Below are 24,029 nucleotides of genomic sequence, written 5' to 3'. Positions count from 1 at the left end.
CCGGCGCCTGCCTCTGCGTCTGCGTCTGCGTCTGCGTCTGCCACAGACATGGACCGGCCCCCTCCCGGACGGAAGGGGCAGGGCGCCCGAGGACGTGAAGTGCACGACGAAACCCACCGCGCCGGTCCGTGCAACGGCGCAGGAAATCGGCTCACGGGCCACGGCTCACAGGCAACAGCTCAGACGACCATGACCCGGCGCCCGCGTGTGTGACCGGCATGGCTGTCAATGTGCGCCGCCGCGGCCTCGGCAAGCGTGTACGACTTCTCGACCGGGATGTGGAGCTTTCCCCGTGAGATGAGCCCGGCGGCCTCGGCCAACGCTTCCGGCATGCTCCCCGCCACGCCGGAGAATCGTACGCCGAGGTCCGGCGCGGCGAGATCGGCGATGGAGATCACCTTCTGCGGGTCCCCGGTCAGCTCGACGAGTTCGCGGATCACGCCCGAGCCGGCCAGATCGAGAGCCGCGTCGACAGGGCCGAGCTGCCGCACCCGCTCGACCCAGCCCTCGCCGTATGTCGTGGCGAGGGCACCCAGGCTGCGCAGATAGTCCTGGTTCGCGGCTCCGGCCGTGCCGATCACCGTGATGCCGCGGTCGCGGGCGATCTGCAGCACCGCCGAGCCGACTCCTCCGGACGCACCGCTGACCAGCAGCGTCTGCCCGGACTGCACACCGACCTCACGGATGATGCGCAGCGCGGTCTCCACCACGGAGGGGTACCCGGCCGCCTCTTCGAACGTCAGGCCCTCGGGCATACGGGACCAGGCCGTCAGCACAGCGAACTCGGCATAGGTGCCGGCCCCTTCACCGAACACGTGGTCGCCGACCTCGACCCCTTCGACACCCTCGCCTACCTCGTCCACCACCCCGGCGGCGTCCAGCCCGACGCCGGAGGGCAACTCGACCGGATGGGCCCCCAGGACCTGGCCTTCACGGACTCTCCAGTCGGCGGGGTTCACGCCCGCCGCCCGCACGGCGATACGTATCCGACCGGGGCCCGCGTGGGGCTCCTCGACATCCACGAGTTGCAGCACGTCCGGACCGCCGAACTCGGCGAAGCTCACTCTCTTCATGCTCTTCATGCCGCCGAACATAACACTAACGGTTAGTGTTTTGAAGCAGCTACGTCTTTGTTCCTGATAGCTTCAGGGCATGACCGTGCAGTCCGGACGCCGCGAGCGCAAGAAGGCCGCGACCCGCCAGAAGATCGCCGACACCGCCTTGCGACTGTTCCTGGAACGCGGCTACGACGCGGTGGGCATCCGTGACGTGGCCGCCGAGGCCGACGTGGCCGTCACCACCGTCTTCTCCCACTTCGCCTCGAAAGAGGCCCTGGTCTTCGAGCAGGACGCAGACTTCGAGCACCGCCTCGCGCAGGCGGTCACCGCCCGGACGCCGCACGAGCCGCTCATCCCTGCACTACGCCGCGAGATCCAGGCCCTGGTGCGCCATTGCACGGCGGACAGCGCCGCCCCGATCTGGCGCATGATCGACGCCTCACCTGCCCTGCGGGAGTACGAGGAGTCGATGAGGCTGCGTCATGCGGAGTCGCTGGCAACGGCTCTCGACGCCGATCCCGACCTGCCACAGACCACAACGGCCTGCCGGACGATCGCGAGATTCGTGATCGACGCCTATGCGCTGGCCCGTGAGGCGGACGATCCGGAGGCCGCGGTGGACGAGATCTTCCTGATGATCGAGGCGGCCTGGGAGGTCACCGGCCCTTCTCGACGCGCGTGAGGAACTCCGCCTCACTCCCCTACCGGTGACACGGAGCGACGGCGCAGTTCTCGTCCACAACGCCCCGCACGCGCTCCTGGACCTGAGGTCAAGCCGGGGACACCTGGCGTACACGGCTGCCGGCCAGGAGTGCCGCTCGGCGGACCGTACCGGCGGAGGCGGCCAGCAACGGCATCCGGACGGCCGGGCTGGGAATGCGTTCCTGCGCGTGCAGTACTCCCTTGATCACTGTCGGGTTCGGTTCGGCGAAGAGGGCGGCGGACAGCCGGGCCAGCTCGGCGCCGAGCCTGCGGGCGGCTGCGGCGGAGCCGCGATGCCACAACGAGATCAGTTCGGCATACTCGGCGGTGCGCAGATTGGCCGATGCGACGATGCCGCCGTGGGCGCCCGCCGCGACGAGCGGTGAGAGGACGACGTCGTCGCCGCCGAGCACGGCAAAGCCGGGCTGAGGGGCGCCGAGCACCTCCACCGTGGTCGCGTCGATCACGCCGGTCGCGTGCTTGATCCCGACGACCCCCGGCAGGCGGCTGAGCGCTGCGATCGTGCCGGCGCTGAGGTTCTGTCCCGTGCGGTAGGGGATGTCGTACACGATCAGCGGCATGCCGCCGTGTTCGGCCAGCGCGGTGAAATGCGCCAGAGTCGCCGCTTCGCCGGGCCGGATGTAGGGCGGCGCGGGAACCAGCGCCGCAGCCACGTCGCCGGCGGCCGCCAGCTCTCGCAGCGACGTGAGGGCGGCGGCGGTGTCATTGGTGCCGACCCCGACGATCAGCGGGGCGCCGTGTGCCCGGCAGGCGGCCGAGCAGATGCGCACCACCGTCTGCTTCTCCTCCGCGGTCAGGGTGGCCGATTCGGCGGTGGTGCCGAGGGCGACGAGCCCGGAGGCGCCGGCCGACAGCGCCTCGTCGGCGAGTCGGGCCAGCGCATCGGGGGCCAGGCGCAGGTCGGTGGTGAACGGGGTCACCAAGGGGACGTAGAGGCCGTTGAAGACCGGATCGGGGTTCATGGTCCCAGCCTGACTCACACCGACCCGGTAGATCCATTTCTGATTTCTACCTTTATGCCTAAGCTGAACTTATGCTCGATGTTCGTCGTCTCCACCTGCTTCGCGAACTGGACCGGCGGGGCACGATCGCCGCCGTGGCCGAAGCGCTGACCTTCACCGCATCCGCCGTCTCCCAGCAGCTGGGTGTGCTGGAACGCGAGGCAGGCGTGCCCTTGCTGGAACGCAGCGGCAGGCGCGTGGTCCTCACGCCTGCCGGCCGGTCCCTCGTCGCACACGCCGACGCCGTGCTGGAACGCCTCGAACGGGCGGTCGCCGAGCTGGCCGGCGCCCGAGACGGCATCGGCGGGCCGCTACGCATCGGAACCTTCCCCTCCGGCGGCCACACCATCGTGCCCGCCACGCTGGCCGAGCTGGCTCAACGGCATCCCGCGCTGGAGCCGATGGTGCAGGAAATCGACTCCGCCCGGGTGTCCGACGGCCTGCGAGCCGGCGAACTCGACGTCGCCCTTGTCCACGACTACGACTTCGTACCCGCCTCACCGGACACCACCGTGGACGAGGTGCCCCTGCTGGAAGAGCCGATGTACCTCGTCACCCATACCGCGCCCGAGAAATCCAGCCGCAGCGACACCCTCGCCAAGCTGCTCGGGCCCTACGCCGAGGCCCCGTGGATCACCGCACGGGACGGCACGACCGGTCACGCGATGGCCGTACGCGCCTGCCAGGCAGCCGGGTTCCAGCCGAGAATCCGCCACCAGGTCAACGATTTCCGCACAGTGCTGGCCCTGGCCGCCACCGGACAAGGAGCCGGATTTGTACCGGAGATGGCCACTGCTCAAAGCCCCGAAGGCGTGGTGTTGACCAAGTTGCCCTTGTTCCGCCGGTCGAAGGTCGCCTTCCGCGCCGGCGGCGGTACGCACCCGGCGATCGCCGCCTTCGTGGCTGCGGCAAGTGCGGCGGTGCGATGCATGACCGGCTCAGGGCTCGATGAGCAGAGCCCGGTGCGCCACACGGACTCCGCACCGTGAACGCCCTCGTCTCGTCGCCCTCCTCCACGCTGGAGCCTGCTTCTAGCGCGGTCAGCCGTCGGACGTCCGGCTGCCCGCATCGCATGAGGCGCGTCCGGGCAGGACGTGAAATGCGAGGGACACGGCGATCTCAGCGGCCGTACTTTCGACCGGCCCCAGCCTTCACACTTCCGAAGAGGTGCATCTGACGATGGTTCAGGTAATCGCGGCCACCATGCGCCGGCCGCCTTCCCCAGCCGTTCCGAGTCAGCCCCGGCGCCACCTGCCGGGGCTCAGTCCCGGTACGCGGCTGTCGCGGTCTCGATGAAGGATCGGATCAACGGGTTGGTGTCACCTTTGTTCCACACCGCCACCACTCGGCTCGGCGCCATGTCGATCAGCGGCACCGCGGCCAGCTCCGCGTGCAGGTCGTGTCCGAGCGGGGCCAGGCCGACCGTGCCGTTCCACAGCACGGCCTGCAGGCATTCCTGGACGGCGCGCACCACTGGGCCCTCGCGCGGTCTGCCGCCGTTCCAGTACGACTGCCAGACGGGGTCGGTCCCCTGCGGGAACTGGAACCAGCGGCGGTCGTTCAGGTCGGCCAGCCGTAGTCGGTCGTGGTGGGCCAGCGGATCGTCGGCGCGCAGGACCACGCCGACCGGATCTGCCCGCAGCTCACGCACTGTCAGGGCAGTCTCGTCGAACGGCGCCCGGGTCAGGGCGACATCGACCAGCCCGGTGCGCAGCCCGCAGGTCGGGTCGGTCAGGTCGGTGTCGCGGATGCGGATGTCGATACCGGGGTGGCGTCGGCGGTATGCGGCCGCCAGCCTGGCCGCTGCCGGGTCGGTGCCGTCACCCAGGATGCCGACGGTGAGGGTGGCGACGCCGGCCGCCGCGCTCACACGCAGGCGGACGCGGTCGGCATGGCCGAGCAGGGCCCGCGCCTCGTCGAGCAGCACCGCACCGACCGGGGTGAGCGTGACGCCGGCGGCCGAGCGGGCGAACAGCAGGGCCCCGACATCGGCCTCCAACTGCTTGATCGCCCGGCTCAATGGCGGCTGACTCATGTGCAGTCGGGTGGCCGCCCGGCCGAAGTGGAGTTCCTCGGCGACGGCCACGAAGTAGCGCAAGGTCCGTAGCTCCACGCTGCAACGATACCCACGGGATATCGGCGTTGCGGAAAGGGTCTTGGACAGCCGTGGGGCCTTGGCAGTGCACTTGTGGGCATGACCGAAGAAACAAAGACCAGCGAGCCGCAGGCCGGCCCCGCCGTATCGGTGGTCGGTCCCGGCGACGGCGAGTCCATCGTCCTGGGCCCCACGCGCATGCGCATCCTTGAGGACGGCAGCCACACCGGGCACCGCCTCGCGATCGCCGAGTCCGTCCTCGCCCCGCATACCCAGGGACCGCCGCAGCACCGCCATGCCGAACACGACGAGGGCTTCTACATCCTCTCCGGCACCGTGCGGTTCACCGTCGGGGACGAGGACCACGACGCTTCCGTGGGCACGTTCGTGATGGTGCCGCCCGGCACCCCGCACACCTTCGCCAACCCGACCGACCAACCCGCCGTCATGCTCAGCACGTTCACCCCCGATCTGTACGTGCAGTACTTCCGAGACCTCCAGGACGTGCTCGCCACCGGCCGGCCGCTGACGCCACAGGCAGGCATCGACACGATGAGCCGCTACGCGACCGAGCCCGCCGCCGACTCCACCTGAACCCGGCGGGAAGGCCCGGCCACGCTCCTCCCGACCGGCAGGCCGGGGCGCTCCCGCCTTTCGGCGGCAGGGCCCCGCCGGTCGTGGACCGGGCCTTCGCCCAGGGCCTTTCCGCACCGGCAACGGACGCAATCGACGGGCCCCGAGATCCAGCGCCTTCTCATCGTGATCACACGGGGAATACAACAGGCCCCGGACCTCGCGTTCCCTCTGGCCTGGTCCGTTTGGCGATGAAGCCACCAGGCCCGAGGCCGTTGGCAGCACTACCGCGCACGCCTCGAACGCATGAAATGACTGTGCGTACCAGACTGCGAGTCCGACGGCCGTATCAGATTCGTTACGCGCGCAGCGCCTGCGACAGCGCGTCCACGGTCACGCCCACGATAGCCAGGAGCTGCGCCGGGCTCGCCCCGGCCCTGCTCATGACGGCGAGCGACTGGTTCACAGCCGCCGCGTGTACAGCGAAGGCCTCGGCGTCCTGGTCGGTCAGCCGGCCGGCCTTCAGTGCGGCGCGCAGGCGCAGGCGCTGGAAGCCGAGCGCCTGCTCAGCGTGCGCTGCGACGCTCGGACTCAGCACCGGAATTGCCATGGCTGACTGGGCAATCAGGCATCCATCAGGCAGTTCGGGATCGGCGATGCGCTCGAGGGTGACGTCGAAGAACGCACGAACAGCGGCAACGGGTTCCGAGGCTGCACACGACAGGGCGGCGTCGTACTTCTCGCCATAGCGCGCGGCGTAGAGATCCAGGCAGCGCAGGAAGAGCGTGTCCTTGTCGCCGAGGGAGGAGTAGATGGAACTGCGGTTCAGGCCGGTTGCCCGAGACAAATCATCCAATGAGGTGTCGGCGTAGCCGTCGCGCCAGAACTGGATCATCGCGGCGTCGAGCGCCGCGTCCATGTCGAACTGCTTCTTGCCTGCCACGCGGCACTTCCTTGCCGATGCGTCGATGGTTCGGGCTGTGTTGCGCACCATTCTATCTTGAACTGATCAGTTCAAGATGTGTTAGCCTTCAGGCGTGGTGAGGGCCAGCGCATACCGCGCGCACTTCGCGACCGCGCGAGAAACACACCACGTGGTCCCAGCCACCGCCGTCAGCCACACGGTCCCCACCGCACACCTGACACCGATGGAGGATCCCCGTGACCGGCCCCGCAACCAGCACTCCGCATGTCTCCGAAAGCAACCCCATCCGCGACCTGCCCCTGCAGCATCTGGCCGGATTCACTCACCGCTGGGTCGACGCGGACGGCGTCCGCCTTCATGCCGTCGAAGGCGGACGGCGGAGCGGCCCGGCCGTCGTCCTGCTCGCCGGATTCCCGCAAACCTGGTGGGCCTGGCGAAAGGTGATGCCCGGCCTCACCCACCGGTTCCACGTCATCGCGATCGACCTGCCGGGTCAGGGCCACTCCGAGCGTCCGGAGCGCAGCTACGACACGCACGCGGTCGCCGCGCACGTCCACACCGCCGTGAAGGCTCTCGGCGTGTCGACTTACTCCCTGGTCGCCCACGACATCGGCGCCTGGGTCGCTTTCTCCCTCGCCCTCAACTTCGAGAGCCACCTGCGCGGGGTGGCTCTGCTCGACGCCGGAATTCCCGGTATCACTCTCCCGGAGGCGATTCCCACCGACCCGGACCGAGCGTGGAAAACCTGGCATTTCGCGTTCCACATCGTGCCCGATCTGCCCGAGACGCTGCTTGCCGGCCGCGAACGCGAGTACGTCGGCTGGTTCCTGAAGGTGAAGGCCCTGTCTCCCGACACGTTCGACGACGCCGAGCTCGACCACTACGCGGCGGCCGTCGCCGTCGACGGCGGCCTGCGCGCTTCCCTCGCGTACTACCGAGACGCCGCGGAGTCAGCGCGCAAGAACCGCGAGGCGCTCAAGCGGCGGCACCTGACCGTGCCCATCCTCGGAATCTCCAGCAGCCACGGCTCCGTTCCGGACATGGCCGCCGCCATCAGCCCTTGGGCCGACAACACCACGCGAATCGTCGTGCCCGACGCTGGACACTTCATCCCCGACGAGCAGCCCGAAGCTATCGCTGCCGCGATAGCAGACTTCATCGCCGACGGCGACTGACGCCCGTCGAACCTGCCCGACCGCGCCGCCCGAGGCCGCGCGAAACCCGGACCACGAAGTCCGGCTGCCGTACTGGGCGGTACCGACAGCCCTGTCCCTGCATTCGGATGGCTGACGACAAGATCCGGACCCTACACGGACCGGCGCTTGAGCTGTAACAGCCTGCCTGAAGCAAGCGAATTCCTTGGACAGGTCGAGGAACGGTACCTCTCCACACTTATGGTGACGCTGACTCACTCTTGACAGGCGAGGAGCAACCATCCATGGCCGTCTCGATCGGATTGCATGTCAGCCCGGAATTTCCCGCGATGCTCGAGCGGATTGACGCACTCGGCGGGGTGCTTGAGGCGGAGGCGGACGCGGCCGAGGAACTCGGCAGACTCACCGAGGACATCGCGCGGGCGTTGCTGGGTGCCGGTGTCGTGCGGGCCGCACTGCCGCAGAGCCTCGGCGGCTACGAGTTCTCCCCACGTCAATTGATAGAGACCGTCGAGCGTGTCAGTTACCACGATTCCGCGGCCGGCTGGACGATGATGGCGCTGCAGTTGATGACCGGGACCACTGCGGCCTATCTCGATGCCGTTGCGGCGGCCGACTTGTTCCCGGATGTCGCGGGTGGGGACCACGCGTTGCTGGCCGGTCACGGCACCCGGCCCGGCCGGGCCGTCCCGGTGGAGGGTGGCTATCTGGTGAGCGGCAGTTGGCAGTTCGCCTCCGGTATGGCGCACGCCACCCATATCCACAGTGCGATCCAGGTCGAGGGCACCGGGGAGCTGCGGGTACTGGCGATGCCGAAGTCGCAGGTGGAACTCGTCGACAACTGGGATGTGCTCGGGCTGCGTGCGACGCACAGCATTGATTACCACTGCGCCGATGAGTTTGTCCCGGAGACGTACACCTATCTCGCCACGACGACGAACCCGGCCAACGGCGGCGCGATCTACCGCCTCGGATTGGTCAACATGTCCGCAATCGGACACACCGGTTGGGCATTCGGTGCCGGGCGGCGCCTGCTCGATGAACTGAAGTTGGTCGCCGCGGCAAAATCCGGCACACGTAACGCTGCCGTCGGCACCGCCCAGTTCCACGCGGAGTACGCGACCGCCGAAGCCAAGCTTCGTTCGGCACGGGCGTGGGCGATGGAGGTGTGGCGAGGTATCGAAGACACCCTGGATGCAGGCGAGTTGCCGAGTACCGAGCAGGACACTCTGCTCAGGCTGGCGCTCAACCACGCGACGTGGACCGTGCAGGACGTGGGCCAGACGGTGCACCGATGGGCGGGGACGGCGGCGATCCGGCGCGGGCCGATCGACCGGTTTCTGCGTGATCTCGGCACCGGTACCCAGCACATCACCTCAAGCCCTGCGGTCCTGCAGCACTGCGGGAAATGGCTCAGCGGCGCACAACCCCGAGCGCACTGGGAATTTCTCGACTTGACGCCGTGACCACCAGGCCGGCGAGTGCGCACCGGCACGAGAGGGAGCCGGCGTCCGCCCGGCTCCCCGATGTCATGGTGCCTGCTGCCACGCCACCGCTGGGCAGCAGGATCAAAGCTGATGCGCAGGGTGATCAATATCCACACAGGCGACCGGGGGGTATACAGCGGATCCACGGCACCACCAAACTCCCGAGTGCGACGGATCTCCCGGTAGTCCTATGCCCGCAACGTCTCCGAAGGCGACTCCCCGAACTGCCGGCGGTACGCGAGTGAGAAACGGCCCGGGTGCAGGAAACCCCAGCGGGAGGAGACGGCGGTGACGGTCGTGGCACCCGGGTCGGAGGCCAGGAGTTCCTTGCGTACGCGGTCCAGGCGGACCTCGCGCAGGTACGCGAGCGGTGTCGTGTCGAGGTGCCGGCGGAAGCCTTCCTGAAGGGCCCGTACGCCGACGCCGACGCACTCCGCGATCTCCGCGACCGTGAGCGGCTCGGCGGCGTGTCCTTCGATGACCTCCATGGCGCGGCGGACCGCGGGCGGTGCGATGCGCGGCTGCTCGCCGAGCAGCGCCGACGTGTAGTTGTTGGGCTGGGCCATCAACAGCTGGGTCATGAGGAGCGATTCAAGCTGCTTTGTCACGACGGGCTGGCTTGTCATTCCACCAGGTCCCTCCGCCTCCCGGCGCATGAGGTCGACGATGTTGAGCCACGACCGGGAGCCCGGTGTGGTGAGGTTCATGCCGAGCGAGAAGAAGATCGGGCGGCGCACGGTGCGGCCGAGCAAACTGCCCAGATGCGATTCCAGCGACGGTCGGTCGAACCACACGATCAGCTGCGGATTGCCGTCACCCCAGCGCATGTCCAACTTTCCGGTCGGAGAGGGGACAGAAGCGAGTTCCGGGGAGGAAATGATCTCCTCACGGCCGCAGGTGATTTCGGCGTAACCGGCGAGCGGGATCTGGACAAGGAAAAAGCTCTCCAGATCGCCCGGTGTGATCCGGACTTCCGTTCCGTAATCGAGGTAATAGAGACCTGTCCGGTCGAAGGGTGCACCGTGCAGCCGGGCGTCGAGCGTCGCCGAGCGCCGCATGATGCGCAGCTCATGCGGACAGAAAGCGCGGCCGACCTCGGCCCGCGCCTCCCAAATGTCCGTTGTATGGAACCGCTGGTGATTTGCGAGGGGGGACTCTTCAGCGGGCATGTAAACCTCCACCGCCGAGATGCGCGATCGGGACAGCAACCCGCGTGATCCGGATAGCGGAGGTGATCTTGCCATACCAAGATTGACCCCTGGCCACCGCGGACCCGAGAGAATCCTGGGAATCAACAATGCAGGGAGTGCCGGGCCGGACTGTGCTCGTCAGAGACGGAGTCACGCCCAGCGGACAGCCCGCCGCACGCGCGCTGCGCGCATTACGCGCGACCGGCGCGGCGCGGGCTGCCAAGGCCCTGCCCTCGCTCGTCGCGGCACCCTTGCCTCTGCTTCCCCGGCTCGCCGATTCGGCCGGGCCCCTTTAGCCGGCCGGGTTACCCGGGGACCTTTCCCCCGGTCCTACGGGTGACCCGGCCTCCCGCGGCTGCCCGCCATCCCCCCTCCGGCGGGCAGCCGCATTCCGCACAACCGCCGCCCACTCGTCGACGCCACCGCGTGCCGAAACGGTGCACAGCGCACGACACTGCACGGCACCGCTCAAAAAACGCACACCCCAATCCCCGGAGGTCCCCCTCATGCGCAAGATCACCATCGTCGGAGCCGGCCAGGCCGGTCTCCAGCTCGGCGTGGGCCTGATCGACCACGGTTTTGACGTCACCGTCGTGTCCAACCGCACCGGAGACCAGATCCGCGACGGCCGGGTCATGTCCAGCCAGGCCATGTTCGGCACCGCGCTGGCCCACGAGCGCAACCTCGGCCTCGACTTCTGGGGCGACGCCTGCCCGTCGATCGACGGTCTCGGCGTGAGCATCGCCGACGGCCAGGGCGGCCGGGCGCTCTCCTTCGACGCCCGCCTCGAGGCCACCGCCCGCTCCATCGACCAGCGCGTGAAAATGCCACTCTGGATGGGCGAGTTCGCGCGCCGCGGCGGCCGTCTGGAGCTCTGTGAGGCCGGCATCGAGGACCTGGAGCGCTACGCCGCCGAGTCCGACCTGGTGATCGTCGCGGCCGGCAAGGGCGAGATCGCCGGGCTGTTCGAGCGGGACGCCATACGTTCCCCGTACGGCGCTCCGCAGCGCGCGCTGGCCCTGGCGTACGTCACCGGCATGGCACCGCTGCCCGACCGCCCCGGCGTCAGCTTCAACGTCATCCCCGGCGTGGGTGAGTACTTCACCATGCCCAGCCTCACCACCAGCGGCCCCTGCGACATCATGTTCTTCGAGGGCATCCCGGGTGGCCCGCTCGACTGCTTCGACGGGCTCACCCCCCACCAGCAGCTGGCGAAGTTCCAGGAACTGCTGCGGACGTACGTTCCGTGGGAGGCCGAGCGCTGCACCGATGTCACGCTCACCGACGAGAACGGCACCCTCGCGGGCCGCTTCGCGCCGACCGTCCGCAAGCCCGTCGCCACGCTGCCCTCCGGCGCGCAGGTGCTCGGCCTCGCCGACGTCGTCGTCCTCAACGACCCGATCACCGGCCAGGGGTCCAACAACGCCTCGAAGTGCGCGGCCGCCTACCTCGCCACCATCCTGGACCACGGCGAGCGCCCGTACGACGCCGCGTTCATGGAGCTGGCCTTCGGCCGCTTCTGGGACAACGCGCAGTCCGCCACGGCCTGGACCAACGCGATGCTCGGCGCCCCGCCCCAGCACGTCCTGGAGATTTTCGGCGCGGCGAGCGCCAACTCCCGTATCGCCGCGCGCTTCGTCAACGGCTTCGACGACCCGCGCGACTTGTTCCACTGGTTCATGGACCCGGTCGCCGCGAAGAACTACCTGACCGAGGTCGGCGCCTGAGGGCCGTCAAGAGCGGACACAGCAGACTGACGCTACGTCAGCGATAGATACGTCACTAGGGCGGGACAGCAGGACATGAGAAGGATCGCGGTGGTCGGAGCCGGGCAGGCGGGTGCCCAACTCGCCCTGGGACTTCAGGCGCACGGCTATGACGTCACCTTGGTCACCGACCGCGATCCCGACGGGATACGTCGCGGCCCGGTCATGTCCAGCCAGTGCATGTTCGATACGGCGCTCCAGAGTGAGCGCGAACTCGGCCTGCACCACTGGGAGGACCAGGCCCCGGACATCTCCGGCATCGCGCTGTCTCTCATCGGTCCGCACGGCACTCCGGACGTATCCTGGCAGGCGCCGCTGGAGGGCCCTGCCCACTCCGTCGACCAGCGGGTCAAGTGTGCCGCCTGGATCGAGCAGTTCGCGGACGGCGGCCGCGGCGAGATCGTGCTGCACGAGGCGGGCGTCAACGACCTCGAATGGTACGCCCGTACGCACGATCTCGTCGTGGTCTCCACAGGCAAGGGCGAGCTGAGCCAGCTCTTCCCGCGCAACTCCGAACTCTCCCCGTACGACCGGCCGCGCCGCGCGCTGGCCCTGACCTACGTCATGGGACCGGCACCGCGGGAGGGGGAGAGCGCCGTCCACTACCGCCTGGTCCCAGGCGTCGGCGAATACTTCTCCTTCCCGGCCCTCACCACCACCGGGCCCTGCGACATCATGGTCTTCGAAGGCGTCCCCGGCGGCCCGATGGACTGCTGGGACGACATCCGCACGCCTGAAGGCCACCTCACCCGCTCACTGGAAATCCTCCGCCGGTTCTTCCCCGATGAATACGAGCGCTACCGGCACGCCCGACTCACCGACAGCGGCGGCGTGTTGCGCGGCGGGATCACACCGACCGTCCGGCACCCCGTCGCCCGCCTGGCCTCCGGCCGGCACGTCCTGGGCATGGCCGACGCCGTCGTCCTCAACGATCCGATCACCGGCCAGGGTTCGAACAACGCGGCCCAGGCCGCGACCCACTACCTCGACAGCATCCTCCGCCACGGCACCGCCGAATTCACCCCGCAGTGGATGCAGCGCACCTTCGACAACTTCTGGCGCGGCTGGGCTCAATGGGCTGTCGGCTGGACCAATTCCCTCCTGACCGAACTGAGTCCCCACCACCGTGACCTCCTGACAGCGGCGGCCGAGATCCCCTCTGTCGCCGGTGCCCTCGCCGCCGGATTCGACGACCCGCGCACCCTCTACCGCTGGTGGTTCGAGGAGGCCGAGGCACACCGCTTCCTCGCCGAGAAGCGCGCCCAGCACGCCACCCGCTTCGACGGCCGCGAACTGCGCCGCGCGCTCGGCCAGTACGCCACCGGAGTGACCGTGGTGACGGCCCGCGCCCCCGATGGCCGCAACGTCGGCATGACCGCGAACTCCTTCACCTCCGTCTCGATGAACCCGCCCCTCGTCCTGTGGTGCCCCGGCAAAAACAGCCCGAGCCTCCCGGACTTCACCGACGCCTCGCACTTCGCCGTCCACGTACTGGCCGCCGACCAGCATCACCTTTCCCGCCAGTTCGCCACCCCGGCCGACGACAAATTCCGCGGTACCCCCACCACCCCCGGCATCGCCGGCACCCCCCTCCTGGACGGCGCGGTCGCCCGCTTCCAATGCCGCACCGTCCAACGCCTCGACGCCGGCGACCACATCGTCTTCCTCGGCGAGGTCGAACAGTACGAGGCCGGCGGCGGCACCCCTCTGGTGTTCCACTCGGGGTACTACCACGTGGCGACGAAGCATCCGGATCTGTGACCGCGCACGAGTTGCCTCTGTTCTTCGCGCCGAGCCGTGACGAGGCCGGGTGGGCTGCGGCCCGTACCGGATTCTTCATGGGTGTGCACCGGCCGGCTCCGACAACGGCCGTAGCACGATGCGTCGCCGCGCTCGAAGCAATCGACAGCGGCGACCACGCCGGCCACCGCGAGCAGGGCAGCGTTGTCCGCTGACACATCGCCTGACCCAACCGCGACACCGGCAAGCCCCGTCCACGAAAGACCGCCGGCAGGACCGGCCTGTCCTGCCGCAGCACTAAGCCGGGCCGGGGCCCTCAGCGAAGTGCGCCAGAACCATCTCGACCAGTGCGGCGACGTCGGCATCGGCCATTGGTTCACCGGTCATGCCCCTCCGGTGCAGCAGGACTCCGACCACGACGTCGATGAAGAACAGGACCCGTTTCTCCGGCTCGCCGAGCGCGTCCTGGAGCGTGAGCCGGTACGGGTCCTGCAACCGCGTGGACAGGATCTCGCGCAGGGCCGGGTCGCTGACGGCGTCACTGAACACACCGGCGAACGCGTCACCCACCCCGGGCTCGGCAATCTTCGCCGCGATCCAGCGGATGGTCGAGGTCATGAGCTCGGCTCGACTGGTGCCCTCCAGCGGCGCCGGGCCGAACGCGTCCAGGAGGCAGTCCACAATCAGCGCGCCCTTCGACGGCCGGCGCCGATAGACCGTCGACTTCGCGACGCCGGCCGCGGCAGCGATGCGCTCAACGGTGGCGCACGCGTAGCCGGGCTGAACGGGCTGGCCCCAGCGCTCGTGGTGGTGCCGACTCACGACCCATTGGCCGATCACGGCCGCCGCTACGCGGAACGATTGCGAGCGGCCGGGACACCCGCGCTGCTCACCGAATACCCCGCAGCGGGAACGCGTTCCTCAGCATGCCCTCGTGTCGACCCAACCGCCGACGGGTGGGCGTTCGGGACACACCACGCCGTGGCGACGCCGGCCGGTGAGACGTACGCGCTGTCCGGGGCGCGGCGCTACCGCTGGGAAGCCGTTGGCTCGACGGACCCCGCTGAGCAGAACTTCGGCTACCAGATGGTCACCCGGCACGCCCCCGACGGAACGCCCACCGCCACCGCCTTGTTCGGGCAGCCCTGGCCGGACGGTACCCCCTCGGCGATCGCGGAGGGAGAGGACGCGAACCTGGCGGTCCTCCCGGATGGGACGGTGGCTGTCAGCTCGAAGCCGGGAAGCACCCACCTGATCTCCTCGGACAAGCCTTTCAAGGCCCTTACGCACTTCACCCTGCTGGAGTGCACGCCCGCCGGCGAACTTCTCCTCGCCCACCGCAAGCAGCACCTGCTGCTCCGCGTACCGGTGCCGAAGGAACTCGACGGCCTGGCGGCCGCGGTGGAGGCCGCCCTGAAGGGCTACGGGAGGGGGCGTACCGCGCTGAAGAGGCAGTACAACCCGGTGAACTGACACTGGGTGGGTAATTCCGCCCAGGTACACCACCTTTGAGACGCGCCCCAGCCAGCCTTGCATGCGAGGGCGTTCGGCGCAGTGCGCTTCGGCTGCAGCTCAGTTGAAGCGGCTCACTGTGAGGCGGAGTCGGGACCCGCTGCCGAGGATGGGATGGACCACCTCGGGCAGCGGGATCTCGGTGTACAGGCCTTCGCCGTCCTCGGCCATCCGACATGGTTCCGTGGCGATCGGGTCGGTGTCGTCGATGCTGCCGGGGACTCCTGAATTCCATGCCGCCCAGGCCTGCGTCCCCGTCTCTTCGTACAAGCCGTGCCGGCCGACGTCGACGATGAGCGTGTCCTCCCAGTCGGGCACCTGCTCAAGGTGGTCCTCCCAGAAGAACCGGCCGCTTTTCTCCACGAGGTGGAAGACGCGCAGCACCAGCGTGTAGCGGGAGCGGAGCGTCGGCCGGTCGTCCTCCCGGCCGCCACGGATCTTGACCGGGTCGAGGAGGAAAGCCGTGGTCAGGGGTACGCCGCCGGTGTCGCCCTGCGCAGAGCTGTGCTGGGCGGCTTCCTGGTTCAACTGGATGGGGCAGTAGTGGGCCGCGCGCTGCTCATGCAGGACGGTCGGCAGGCCCCGGACGGCCAGCCGCACCTCTGCCTGCCACACCCGTGATGCACCGGAGGTCTGCTCGGGCAGATCCAGGCCGCGAAGGTCTGCCCGGACCTGGTAGCTCCCGAAGAGGAAGCGGCGCAGGTTCTGGTAGCCCTCTTCGGAATTCACCAGTCCGTAGCGGCCCGAGTGGGAGCGGTGGATGAAGGCCCGGTGGGCGTTGCGCACATAGGCGTTGTCGATGTGGACCAGCCCGTCGCTACGCGGTCCGACCGCCTTCTCGACCAGTCCGTAGTCGGCCGCGTTGGTCCCGACAGCACAGAACACCCGGCGCGCGTCGAAGGCCCCGGCCGGAATCTCGTTGGGCCGCCAGCCCGGCGGGGGATCGTCACCGGTGGACGCCCCGGGGGTCAGATAGGTGTACATCCGGTCGGGGGCGAAGATGTCCGAACCATTCGGCCCGAAGGTCTCCCTCGCCCAGTCGACGAGCCCTCCGCCGAGGTCGAAGGCGATGCCGCCGTGCGGGGTTCCGTAGGTGAAGAGCTTGTCCACGAGCTCGCTGCCGGCGCGCCGGGGTTCGCCCGTGCACGGATCGGCCGTATGGGAAACCTTTTGGATCATGCAGCGTGCGAGCAGGCCCCCCATGGAATGGGCGACCAGATGCACCTTGGGCGCGCCGGTCTTGCGGCGGACGAGCTGGACGACGTCATAGAGGCGCTCTGCCGCCCTTTCGAGGTCGAATTCCTCCGGTGCCGTGGTGACGGACGTACCGAAGGTGGACGCGGCATAGTCGTAGAAGCGGTGTACCCAGATGGACTCGGGCGCGACCGCGCCGTCGGCCTGCGACTGGAGATACGCATGCTGGTCGCCGCGCACCAGGAGCTGATAGCCCTCGTCGCTCATCAGCCTCAGCAGGGGGCCCTCGAACTGGTAAAAGCATGGCGTCCCCTCCCCGCCGACGCGAATGTGGGTGGCACCACTGTTGAGCCCGTAGAACGGGTCGTCGACCTGCTTGTCCACACCACTCGGCGGACCGGCATATCCCCGCAGGTAGATGATGGGCGATCGCTCCGCCATGTGAAAACGCCCTCCCGGGGCACGTACGGCTGCTGAGGCCGGCGCGCGGTCAATCGATGACCAGGCCAGGTTGCGGCAGCAGCGTGAGGAGCACCAACCCGTCTGAGCCGGACGGGGAGCCCGGGCCAGGTGCCGGCCACCGATCGCAGATGCCGACGGAAGCGCCGTCGGAAACACCGGTCAGTGAGGGGCGGCGTTCTCCTGCCATGGGTGGTGGCGCTGTGTTGCGGGCCGTCGCACCCAGTGAGACGGTTTACGGGGGGCCATGCCGGCGGCCTGGCAAAGACAGCCTTGCAGGCGACGGCACTACGCGTCGATACGCGACTGATCCGCGCCCCACCATCCCTGGCGCCTGACCATCCGTGAATCGGCGCGCGTCCACGAACCGGAAGCGCACAGAGAGCGGGAAATGCAATGGCGAACGGACCCATGGACAGGCGCGCCTTCGGCGAGCATCCCGGTCACCGCAAGGGCCCCGTCCCGGGCCAGGGCACGGAGTACACAGGGCGATATGTGGTCCTGCTCGACCCGCGTGACCAGGAGAGCGGGCTGAACGCACTGCGTTCCTCCGCCGATATCGCGTCCGTCGAACGTGTCCGAGGAACCGAAGGCGCGAACGTCGCCGAACTCCTTGAGCGCCCTGACGTCTCGGTGCTCTTCGAGGAACTCGGCGCCGCCGTCGTCGAGGTACGGCCCGAACAGCGCCATGCGCTGGTGACCACGGCCGAGGCGGAACCCTCGATCATCGCGGCAGAGCCGGAGCGCATGGTCTACGCCTCGCCGATCACCGCCCCGCAGCAGGCGCCGACCGAGTTCTTCCCGGCCTACCGCAGCGACGAGGAAGTGGTCGCCCATCACACCAGGGCCGAAATCGCCGCTGCCCAGGGCCCGGCCTTGGACGAGCAGAAATGGACCTGGGGCCTGCAGGCGATCCGGGCCAATCTGTCCAGCCTGACCGGACGCGATGTGAAGATCGCCGTCCTCGACAGCGGTGTGGACACCGACCACCCGGACCTGGCCGGGCGCATCGAGGCAACGGTCTCCTTCGTACCCGGCGAGACCGTCGAGGACGGCCACGGCCACGGCACGCACTGCATCGGCACCGCTGCCGGCCCGGCCAACCCCCGGCAGGGACCCCGCTACGGTGTGGCCTGCGAGGCCCGGATCCTCGCGGCGAAGGTGCTCAGCAACGCGGCGGGCAGCGGCACCGACGGCCAGATCCTGGCGGGCATGGCCTGGGCCGTCGCCCACGGTGCGCGGGTGATCTCCATGTCGCTCGGCGCTCAGGTCCGACCGGGTGAGCTCTTCCCGCAGACGTACGAGAAGCTGGCCCAGCGCGCGCTCGAACGCGGGACGGTGATCGTCGCTGCCGCGGGCAACGACAGCCATCGGCCCCCGGAGATCCAGCCCGTCAGCCGGCCCGCCAACTGCCCCTCCATCCTCGCGGTGAGTGCGCTCGACAAGGCACTCACGCCATCGTTCTTCTCCAACGGCGGCATCAACGGGCAGGGCGGCGAGGTCAACATCGCCGCGCCCGGCAGGGACGTGCACTCGACTGCCCCTGGTGGCGGGTACCAGAGCATGAGCGGCACCAGCATGGCCACGCCGCACGTCGCGGGCGTCCTCGCCTTGCTCGCCCAGGCAAGCCCCAACGCTTCCGCGGCCGACCTCAAAGTCAGTCTGATGTCCGGTGCCTTCCCGCTGACGCAGCCCGTCAGGGACGTCGGCTCGGGTCTGCTGCAGGCGCCGTGACCCAGTCGTCCCGGTCCGCGCCGGTCGGGGTCATCCTCGCGGTCGACCCCGGCCGGTTCGCGGAAGTGGTCGAGGCCCTGCGACGGGCCGGGCTGACGGTCACGGGCGAGCAGGCGGCCCTCGGCACGCTCTCCGGCACCGTCGCGGAAAACCGGATACCGGCCCTGGAGACAGTCGACGGCGTCGAATCCGTCGACCGGGAACGCATCATCCAGCTTCCCCCGCCCGACTCCCCCATCCAGTAAGTCTCGAAGCCTCAGGAACGCCCTGGGCCTGAGTCCGGAGCGTCTTTCTCCCGGAAGAACTACATCGAGCGGGAGAGAGCGCCCTTGTCTCCACAGGAGAGAGTGCCCCTGTCTCTAGCCGACGGTGTCGCTGCCGCGCCGTGTCGCGCCGGGCGACAGCGGCCCGGAGGCGGTGCGCCGGCCGGGCGGGACCTGCTGGGCGAAGGCTTGCAGGGCCACCTCGCTGTCCGGAGGCACGACAGCCATCAACCCGCGGTCCTGCGCCTCGGCGAGCGCGGGGGCGGCGGCGCTTCCTTCGGGGACGAAGGCCAGGCGGACGTGCCCGTCGCCGGAGCCGCGGCGGTCCACCGGCGCGACGGCACCGTGAGTACCGTCGGGCAGGGTCACCCACAGCTGGAAGTCTTCGTACCGGACGAAGTCCGCGCCCTTCACCGGCCAGGGGTAGTGGTGTTCACCGGGCACGCTGGGAAGGATGCCCTGGTGGTTCCCGTGGCTCAGGGGCACGCAGGCGTTGAACAGGGAGTCGGTCCACGCCTCGACGCCGTCAGCATCCCTGATCGGCGTGCGCAGCAGCTCCTCGGCGCGTTTGTATCCCCATTCCGCCAGGGCGGGCAGCGTGAGCGGGAACGCGTCGACCAATTCGGCGGCATCCTGCCGGAGCCGGTCCACCTTCTCGGGGTCGGCGCAGAACTGCATGCTCCACTCGATGCCGACTCGGGCGCGGTACATGCACCAACCGCGGGAGCCCTTGACCCACAGGCTGCCGCCGTGGTGCATCTCCCAGCGCTCGGAATTCCTCGGCTCCTGGTTCGGATCTGTCGGCCTGGGCCCGTAGGGCAGGTCGGCGTCGTCCATGGCCTGAAGAATCTTCCGGGCTGTCGCTTTGGCGGCCCGGAAATGCGACGATTCAAAGCGTTTCGGGTGCTCGACCAGACGAATCTTCCACGGATGGTTTTCCGATTCGATGCCGCCCGGCCGGGGCTGGGGGTGGCGGCCCATGGCAGAAATCTCCTTGGCTCGGCCTCACGGCCTGGCCACCGGCTCGCGGGGCGAAAATCCCCCTGTCGGGGCGAAACCCCCCTGTTTCCATCGTGCTCCGCGAACCGGACGGCCGCGACTGGAGAACGATGACCACAAATGTCTTCAACCAGACTCGTCGCCGATCTCATCCTCGTCACCGGTCTGAAAAGGTGCTGGACGTCTCCGAAAAGGTGCTGGACATCGGCTGGTTGACGTCCTGCAGTCCGGTTGCGGGGAATTCGAGGGAGAGTAGCCTGGAGTTGATCTGCTGCCGGTTCTGGAGGTAAGCGATGTTTTCCCGATTGCTGCGGCGCCGTAAGTCACATCGGCTCGTCCTTCTCGGTAACGGCCGTCTGATCCACGGCTTCAGCGGTGGATTCTACGACGGTCACGGATACCAGCACTGACACGGTCACGGATACCAACACTGACACCGTGCACGGTGGAACCCTGGAGGATATGCGGTGGCAGAGGAAACCGATGCCCTGGCAGCTATGGCAAGGATCCTGTCACCGCATTGCCGTGTCACCCGGATGTCCGACGGAGCGCTGATCGCGGACTGGAAGCGGACGCGTTTTCTCGGATTGGCAACGGCGGAAGTCCAGAAATTCTCCTCCGGAACCCCTGAGGAACGCGCCGAACTTGTCACCGGTCTCATGCGTGCCGGGTGCGCGACGCGCCGCCGGAAGAAGTCCGCGGACGTCGGCGTCGGGCTCTGGCTGGGTGGAGTGCACCTGCTGATCCGGACCATGGGATTCGGGCGCGTCCTCCGGCTGCTGTCCTTGGCCGCCCCGGGTTACGCCCGTGCGGACCTCCCCTCCGCGGAGGAGGTAGGACGGCTGAAACGCGCAGTGCAGTCACACAGCAGCAGAAGCTGGTTCGTCAACGGCGACTGCAAGTCCGAGGCGGTGACGGCCTTCGTCCTGCTACGGCGATGCGGCCTGAAAGCCGTACTCCATGTCGGCGTGCATGAACACCCCTTCGCCCTGCACGCGTGGACGGCCTCGGGCGGCCTGTGCGTCCCCGACGCCGTTCCGCGAGGGCACACCTTCACACCGGTGCTCTCGATCGACTGCGGAGGACAGTGACGTGGAAGCGCTCCGCCTCGAGTGGGCCGGGGGCACACCGAGGCTCCGGACGAGCGAGGCCATGGCGCGTCAGGGACTCGTGACGACGGTCTTCTCGCGGGCCGGCACTGCGGCCGTCGTCGGCTGGGTCGGCTCGGCCCGTGACCGGGCGGCGGGCGCGCGCGGCCTCCTCGACGACTCCGGCAGGCAGGGGGCCGCCCCGCCCGTGCCGGCCGGCGACTACGCGGCTGTTCTGGTGTACCGCGACCGCATCCTTCTGAGGCGCGACGAGCAGGCACGCATCCCGCTGTTCTTCCGGGAGTCCGGTGGCCGCGTGAGCGCCGTAAGCACCTCGGTCCGCTGTCTGGGGAGCGGCACAGAACTGGAACCCCGCTACTTCTGCCGATACCTCACCGGGAACTTGGCGCAACCGCACTCGGACCTCACCCCTTTCGCCGGGGTGCACCGCGTCCTCGGCGGCGAGGTGGTCGAGCTGTCCCCCACCGGGCAGCTGCGCAGTCGTACGCTGCGACGCGCCCATCGGGCCACCGACCCGCCCGAGCCAACTGCAGACGGCTCCTGCCTCGATGAGGCCGCGCAGGAGTTGCGTCTCGCGCTGGAGAACGCTGTCGGACGCCGCCTGGGCACGACGACGGCATGCCATGTGTCGGGCGGCACCGACTCCACCAGCGTCGCGCTGCTCGCCGCACGCCTGTTGGCCGCGGAACGGGGCGGCGCCGGGGACCTGGTCCTGCTCGCCGGGCGTTTCTCCCGAGGGGAGCTGGCCGCGGAGCGGCCGTACCTCGACGTCGCGATGAAGGAGATCCGCCGTCACACCCCCACGGCCCGTCCGGTGATCGTCGATGCCGACGACGTGGCGGACTTCGACGACTTCCAGCACCATGCGGGGGACGCCGACGAGCCTCATGCGCACGCCTTCCGCGCCCCGTTCTGGGCCAGGCTTCACGCCGCTGCCGCGGAACTGGGCTGTGACACGCTCCTGACCGGCTGCGGGGCCGATCCGATCGCGGACGCCAACCCGTTCCACCTGCACAGGCTGGCGCGCACGGGAGCGCTCCGGCAGATGACCGAGCAGGCGCGTGCCTGGGCCACGGAAAGCGAGCAGGGCTTGCGGGACATCGTCCGCGCCTACGTGGTGCAGCCGGCCTTCCCGCTGGCAGCCGAACGGATCTCCGCGCTCCGCGGCGGCGGAACGGTGCTCGGCGGCCTCGGCACCTTCAACCGCCCCCGATGGCTGCGGTCCGGATTCGCGCGCGCTCACGGCTACCGGGACGCGGGCATCGCGGAGAGCCGGTTCATGTTCGGACGCAAGCCGGAACGGTCGCTCTACGACGCCGCCAATTACCTCGCCGCTCCCGACCTGCTGTCCTGGCTGCGTGCACGACAGGACGGGTTCTTCCTCTCGCACCCCTTCCTCGACCCGGAGGTCGTTGCCACGATGCGCCGCCTGCCCGCCGCGGCCACGTTCCGGCCGGGCCGTCCGAAGGCCGTTCTCCGTGCGGCCATGGCGGATCTGCTCCCGGCCCCGATCCGCGGCAGGGCGGTCAAGGTGCCCTTCAACGACCTCTATGCCCGGGGCCTGCGGAGACACGGCGACGAACTCATCGCACTGTGCCGCTCCGCCCGGCATCCGCTGGTCGCGGAGATGTTCGACGTCGAGACGCTGTGCCGGGCCGTGCGGGAGGCCCAGCTCGGCCTGGGGGACTCGTACTCCTGGGACCGGGTGAACAGCTCGCTCGCCCTGGTGGCCTGGCTGGAGCGACTGGACCGGCGGTCCGGCGCGCTCGGCGCGGCGGTGCCCGTCACCGCTGGCTCTTGATGTCCCACAGGGTCCGCTCTACCGGGCCGGTGATGAGGTCGACGAGGCCGTACCGGCTCGACACCTCCCGGTCTACCTCCGGGTTGGGGATGCGGTCTTCCTCACCTTTTCGCTTGACGGATGAGTGCACGTCGGCGCCGTGCGTACCGAACTGCCAGTAGATGGTGATGAAACGCGGGTCCCTTGTGTGTTCGTCGAGCGCATTGTTCTCGTGCACCCTGGCACGGTAGAGGAGAGAGTCGCGACCACCCCTCTGTTGCTCCTTCACCCATCCGGGGACTTTTTCCCTACCCCAGGAGTACGCCACGAAGTCGAGTGGTGGCTGCAGCACGAGCCGGTCCTTGCGCGCGAGGCTCGCGGAGGCATAGAACGCCACCTGGTCGTACGGCGTGTTGATGGGAAGTTGCACCACCACTCGCGTGGCATAGGTGTCGTTCGACTCCACCCAGTTTCCAGGGGGCATCCACGGTTTCGCCTCGACCAACTCGCCGGGCTGGTGCACCTCCCGGCGGGAGAGCGGGTTCCATTCCGAGGACTTGCCCCACTGCTCGGCATCGGCTCGCCACTGCCGGCGGAGCCGGTCCTTCGGGCTCAGCGGCACCTGTTTCCCCATGGCGTGGAACTCGGTGCCGAGCACGTAGAAACCCACGTCGCCGTGGTTCCGGAGAGTGATGTCGACCGGTACGGCGAATGCCGTACGGTCCTTGCTCAGTACCGGCTTTCCCATGGAGACCGTGATGAGAGGCTGGGTCTGTCGCTGGTACGGCTGAAAGAGGTTCTGGTAGCCGAAATTGGCGACGGCGATGACCGAGGAAACGACCACCGCGGCGGCCACCCGCTTCGGAGCGGGGACCACGACCGACGTCCGCCACACCGCGAAGACGGCGTATGCCGAACCCGCCGTGAGCACGCCGAACAGCGCCGGGTAGGCCGCGGACTCGCCGTCCTTGAGTGTCTGTGCCAGGAGCATGGCGTTGGTCAGCAAGGCCGCGAACGTACCGATCAGCGCGACCATGCCGGAATAGGGGAAGCTCTGCCGCATCCAGTGGTCCAGGACCGCGACGACGCCCACGAGCGTGGTGAACGAGACCGCCAGAAGGACGGCACCGGTGAGGCGACCGGCGAAGGTCAGATCATGGACGAAGCCCTCGAGGCCGAAGTAAGCCACCGGCAGCGTGGTCATGAAGAGGACCAGCACGATCACTGCCAGGGTCACCCGCGACTGCCAGGTTCTCAACGAGGGCGG

Annotated in this window: 21 protein-coding genes; 12 read left to right on the top strand and 9 right to left on the bottom strand. The window is 68.9% G+C overall.

Annotated elements, in window-relative coordinates; translation table 11 throughout:
- Positions 1 to 179: 179 nt before the first annotated feature.
- Positions 180 to 1,073, bottom strand: a complete 894-nt coding sequence (locus OHS81_RS34850) for an NADP-dependent oxidoreductase (RefSeq protein ID WP_328391642.1) — start codon at positions 1,071 to 1,073, stop codon at positions 180 to 182.
- Positions 1,074 to 1,152: 79 nt separating this feature from the next.
- Between OHS81_RS34850 and OHS81_RS34845 the strand changes: the two genes are divergently transcribed.
- Positions 1,153 to 1,740, top strand: coding sequence for a TetR/AcrR family transcriptional regulator (locus OHS81_RS34845; protein ID WP_328390006.1), 588 nt, complete (start codon positions 1,153 to 1,155; stop codon positions 1,738 to 1,740).
- An 88-nt stretch (positions 1,741 to 1,828) separates the two neighbouring features.
- Here OHS81_RS34845 and OHS81_RS34840 read toward each other — a convergent pair whose 3' ends face one another.
- Positions 1,829 to 2,743: a 4-hydroxy-tetrahydrodipicolinate synthase family protein gene (locus OHS81_RS34840; protein WP_328390004.1), complete on the bottom strand. Its 915-nt coding sequence runs from the start codon at positions 2,741 to 2,743 to the stop codon at positions 1,829 to 1,831.
- A gap of 71 nt (positions 2,744 to 2,814) precedes the next feature.
- Between OHS81_RS34840 and OHS81_RS34835 the strand changes: the two genes are divergently transcribed.
- Positions 2,815 to 3,771, top strand: a complete 957-nt coding sequence (locus OHS81_RS34835; RefSeq protein ID WP_328390002.1) for a LysR family transcriptional regulator — start codon at positions 2,815 to 2,817, stop codon at positions 3,769 to 3,771.
- Between the two features lie 272 nt (positions 3,772 to 4,043).
- On the opposite strand, the gene OHS81_RS34830 is transcribed toward OHS81_RS34835, so the two are convergent.
- Entirely contained in the window at positions 4,044 to 4,895 is an 852-nt protein-coding gene (locus OHS81_RS34830; RefSeq protein WP_328390000.1) for a LysR family transcriptional regulator, read from the bottom strand.
- An 81-nt stretch (positions 4,896 to 4,976) separates the two neighbouring features.
- Here OHS81_RS34830 and OHS81_RS34825 point away from each other — a divergent pair, with 81 nt between their 5' ends.
- Positions 4,977 to 5,471: a cupin domain-containing protein gene (locus tag OHS81_RS34825; RefSeq protein WP_328389998.1), complete on the top strand. Its 495-nt coding sequence runs from the start codon at positions 4,977 to 4,979 to the stop codon at positions 5,469 to 5,471.
- A 337-nt stretch (positions 5,472 to 5,808) separates the two neighbouring features.
- Here the strand turns inward: OHS81_RS34825 and OHS81_RS34820 are convergent, their stop codons facing one another.
- Positions 5,809 to 6,393 (bottom strand): TetR/AcrR family transcriptional regulator, encoded by a 585-nt coding sequence (locus OHS81_RS34820; protein WP_328389996.1) that lies wholly within the window; start codon positions 6,391 to 6,393, stop codon positions 5,809 to 5,811.
- 218 nt (positions 6,394 to 6,611) lie between these two features.
- Here OHS81_RS34820 and OHS81_RS34815 point away from each other — a divergent pair, with 218 nt between their 5' ends.
- Together OHS81_RS34815 and OHS81_RS34810 are read left to right on the top strand one after the other, a co-directional pair.
- Positions 6,612 to 7,550: an alpha/beta fold hydrolase gene (locus OHS81_RS34815; protein WP_328389994.1), complete on the top strand. Its 939-nt coding sequence runs from the start codon at positions 6,612 to 6,614 to the stop codon at positions 7,548 to 7,550.
- Positions 7,551 to 7,813: 263 nt separating this feature from the next.
- A complete protein-coding gene (locus tag OHS81_RS34810) occupies positions 7,814 to 8,995 on the top strand; it encodes an acyl-CoA dehydrogenase (RefSeq protein WP_328389992.1) in 1,182 nt (393 codons plus the stop codon).
- Positions 8,996 to 9,204: 209 nt separating this feature from the next.
- On the opposite strand, the gene OHS81_RS34805 is transcribed toward OHS81_RS34810, so the two are convergent.
- Positions 9,205 to 10,185: an AraC family transcriptional regulator gene (locus OHS81_RS34805; protein ID WP_328389990.1), complete on the bottom strand. Its 981-nt coding sequence runs from the start codon at positions 10,183 to 10,185 to the stop codon at positions 9,205 to 9,207.
- A 527-nt stretch (positions 10,186 to 10,712) separates the two neighbouring features.
- Here OHS81_RS34805 and OHS81_RS34800 point away from each other — a divergent pair.
- Together OHS81_RS34800 and OHS81_RS34795 are read left to right on the top strand one after the other, a co-directional pair.
- A complete protein-coding gene (locus tag OHS81_RS34800; RefSeq protein WP_328389988.1) occupies positions 10,713 to 11,933 on the top strand; it encodes a styrene monooxygenase/indole monooxygenase family protein in 1,221 nt (406 codons plus the stop codon).
- A 75-nt stretch (positions 11,934 to 12,008) separates the two neighbouring features.
- A complete protein-coding gene (locus OHS81_RS34795) occupies positions 12,009 to 13,733 on the top strand; it encodes a styrene monooxygenase/indole monooxygenase family protein (RefSeq protein ID WP_328389986.1) in 1,725 nt (574 codons plus the stop codon).
- A gap of 276 nt (positions 13,734 to 14,009) precedes the next feature.
- Here OHS81_RS34795 and OHS81_RS34790 read toward each other — a convergent pair whose 3' ends face one another.
- Positions 14,010 to 14,534, bottom strand: coding sequence for a TetR/AcrR family transcriptional regulator (locus tag OHS81_RS34790; protein WP_443058811.1), 525 nt, complete (start codon positions 14,532 to 14,534; stop codon positions 14,010 to 14,012).
- Between the two features lie 159 nt (positions 14,535 to 14,693).
- Here OHS81_RS34790 and OHS81_RS34780 point away from each other — a divergent pair, with 159 nt between their 5' ends.
- Positions 14,694 to 15,185 (top strand): hypothetical protein, encoded by a 492-nt coding sequence (locus OHS81_RS34780; protein ID WP_328389982.1) that lies wholly within the window; start codon positions 14,694 to 14,696, stop codon positions 15,183 to 15,185.
- A 99-nt stretch (positions 15,186 to 15,284) separates the two neighbouring features.
- Here the strand turns inward: OHS81_RS34780 and OHS81_RS34775 are convergent, their stop codons facing one another.
- Positions 15,285 to 16,859: an esterase/lipase family protein gene (locus tag OHS81_RS34775; RefSeq protein ID WP_328389980.1), complete on the bottom strand. Its 1,575-nt coding sequence runs from the start codon at positions 16,857 to 16,859 to the stop codon at positions 15,285 to 15,287.
- Between the two features lie 414 nt (positions 16,860 to 17,273).
- Between OHS81_RS34775 and OHS81_RS34770 the strand changes: the two genes are divergently transcribed.
- Positions 17,274 to 18,611, top strand: coding sequence for a S8 family peptidase (locus OHS81_RS34770; protein ID WP_328389978.1), 1,338 nt, complete (start codon positions 17,274 to 17,276; stop codon positions 18,609 to 18,611).
- Complete coding sequence (locus tag OHS81_RS34765; protein ID WP_328389976.1) at positions 18,608 to 18,856, top strand: hypothetical protein; 249 nt, start codon at positions 18,608 to 18,610, stop codon at positions 18,854 to 18,856. The genes OHS81_RS34770 and OHS81_RS34765 overlap by 4 nt, the downstream gene beginning before the upstream one ends.
- A gap of 114 nt (positions 18,857 to 18,970) precedes the next feature.
- Here OHS81_RS34765 and OHS81_RS34760 read toward each other — a convergent pair whose 3' ends face one another.
- Positions 18,971 to 19,855, bottom strand: coding sequence for a DUF6424 family protein (locus OHS81_RS34760; RefSeq protein ID WP_328389974.1), 885 nt, complete (start codon positions 19,853 to 19,855; stop codon positions 18,971 to 18,973).
- A 554-nt stretch (positions 19,856 to 20,409) separates the two neighbouring features.
- Between OHS81_RS34760 and OHS81_RS34755 the strand changes: the two genes are divergently transcribed.
- The gene (locus tag OHS81_RS34755) at positions 20,410 to 20,964 is read left to right on the top strand and encodes a lasso peptide biosynthesis B2 protein (RefSeq protein WP_328389972.1); all 555 of its coding nucleotides are present in this window, start codon (positions 20,410 to 20,412) and stop codon (positions 20,962 to 20,964) included.
- A gap of 61 nt (positions 20,965 to 21,025) precedes the next feature.
- Positions 21,026 to 22,783, top strand: coding sequence for an asparagine synthase-related protein (locus OHS81_RS34750; protein WP_328389970.1), 1,758 nt, complete (start codon positions 21,026 to 21,028; stop codon positions 22,781 to 22,783).
- Here OHS81_RS34750 and OHS81_RS34745 read toward each other — a convergent pair.
- Positions 22,767 to 24,020 carry a hypothetical protein gene (locus OHS81_RS34745; RefSeq protein WP_328389968.1) on the bottom strand — a complete coding sequence of 418 codons (1,254 nt, stop codon included), beginning with the start codon at positions 24,018 to 24,020 and terminating at the stop codon, positions 22,767 to 22,769. The two genes, OHS81_RS34750 and OHS81_RS34745, sit on opposite strands and share 17 nt — an antisense overlap.
- Positions 24,021 to 24,029: the final 9 nt, after the last annotated feature.

The sequence above is a fragment of the Streptomyces sp. NBC_00400 genome, assembly GCF_036048035.1.
Taxonomy (GTDB): domain Bacteria; phylum Actinomycetota; class Actinomycetes; order Streptomycetales; family Streptomycetaceae; genus Streptomyces.
The sequence above is the reverse complement of the archived record's forward strand: the minus strand, read 5'-3'. Positions and strand labels throughout refer to the sequence as shown.

What these genes read in the sequence shown, in the direction of transcription:
- OHS81_RS34775 (WP_328389980.1), bottom strand. Translation starts at nt 16,859, where the DNA reads ATGGCGGAGCGATCGCCCATCATCTACCTGCGGGGATATGCCGGTCCG.
- OHS81_RS34850 (WP_328391642.1), bottom strand. Translation starts at nt 1,073, where the DNA reads ATGAAGAGAGTGAGCTTCGCCGAGTTCGGCGGTCCGGACGTGCTGCAA.
- OHS81_RS34840 (WP_328390004.1), bottom strand. Translation starts at nt 2,743, where the DNA reads ATGAACCCCGATCCGGTCTTCAACGGCCTCTACGTCCCCTTGGTGACC.
- OHS81_RS34825 (WP_328389998.1), top strand. Translation starts at nt 4,977, where the DNA reads ATGACCGAAGAAACAAAGACCAGCGAGCCGCAGGCCGGCCCCGCCGTA.
- OHS81_RS34835 (WP_328390002.1), top strand. Translation starts at nt 2,815, where the DNA reads ATGCTCGATGTTCGTCGTCTCCACCTGCTTCGCGAACTGGACCGGCGG.
- OHS81_RS34750 (WP_328389970.1), top strand. Translation starts at nt 21,026, where the DNA reads ATGGCGCGTCAGGGACTCGTGACGACGGTCTTCTCGCGGGCCGGCACT.
- OHS81_RS34770 (WP_328389978.1), top strand. Translation starts at nt 17,274, where the DNA reads ATGGCGAACGGACCCATGGACAGGCGCGCCTTCGGCGAGCATCCCGGT.
- OHS81_RS34755 (WP_328389972.1), top strand. Translation starts at nt 20,410, where the DNA reads ATGTCCGACGGAGCGCTGATCGCGGACTGGAAGCGGACGCGTTTTCTC.
- OHS81_RS34760 (WP_328389974.1), bottom strand. Translation starts at nt 19,855, where the DNA reads ATGGGCCGCCACCCCCAGCCCCGGCCGGGCGGCATCGAATCGGAAAAC.
- OHS81_RS34845 (WP_328390006.1), top strand. Translation starts at nt 1,153, where the DNA reads ATGACCGTGCAGTCCGGACGCCGCGAGCGCAAGAAGGCCGCGACCCGC.
- OHS81_RS34810 (WP_328389992.1), top strand. Translation starts at nt 7,814, where the DNA reads ATGGCCGTCTCGATCGGATTGCATGTCAGCCCGGAATTTCCCGCGATG.
- OHS81_RS34805 (WP_328389990.1), bottom strand. Translation starts at nt 10,185, where the DNA reads ATGCCCGCTGAAGAGTCCCCCCTCGCAAATCACCAGCGGTTCCATACA.
- OHS81_RS34795 (WP_328389986.1), top strand. Translation starts at nt 12,009, where the DNA reads ATGAGAAGGATCGCGGTGGTCGGAGCCGGGCAGGCGGGTGCCCAACTC.
- OHS81_RS34800 (WP_328389988.1), top strand. Translation starts at nt 10,713, where the DNA reads ATGCGCAAGATCACCATCGTCGGAGCCGGCCAGGCCGGTCTCCAGCTC.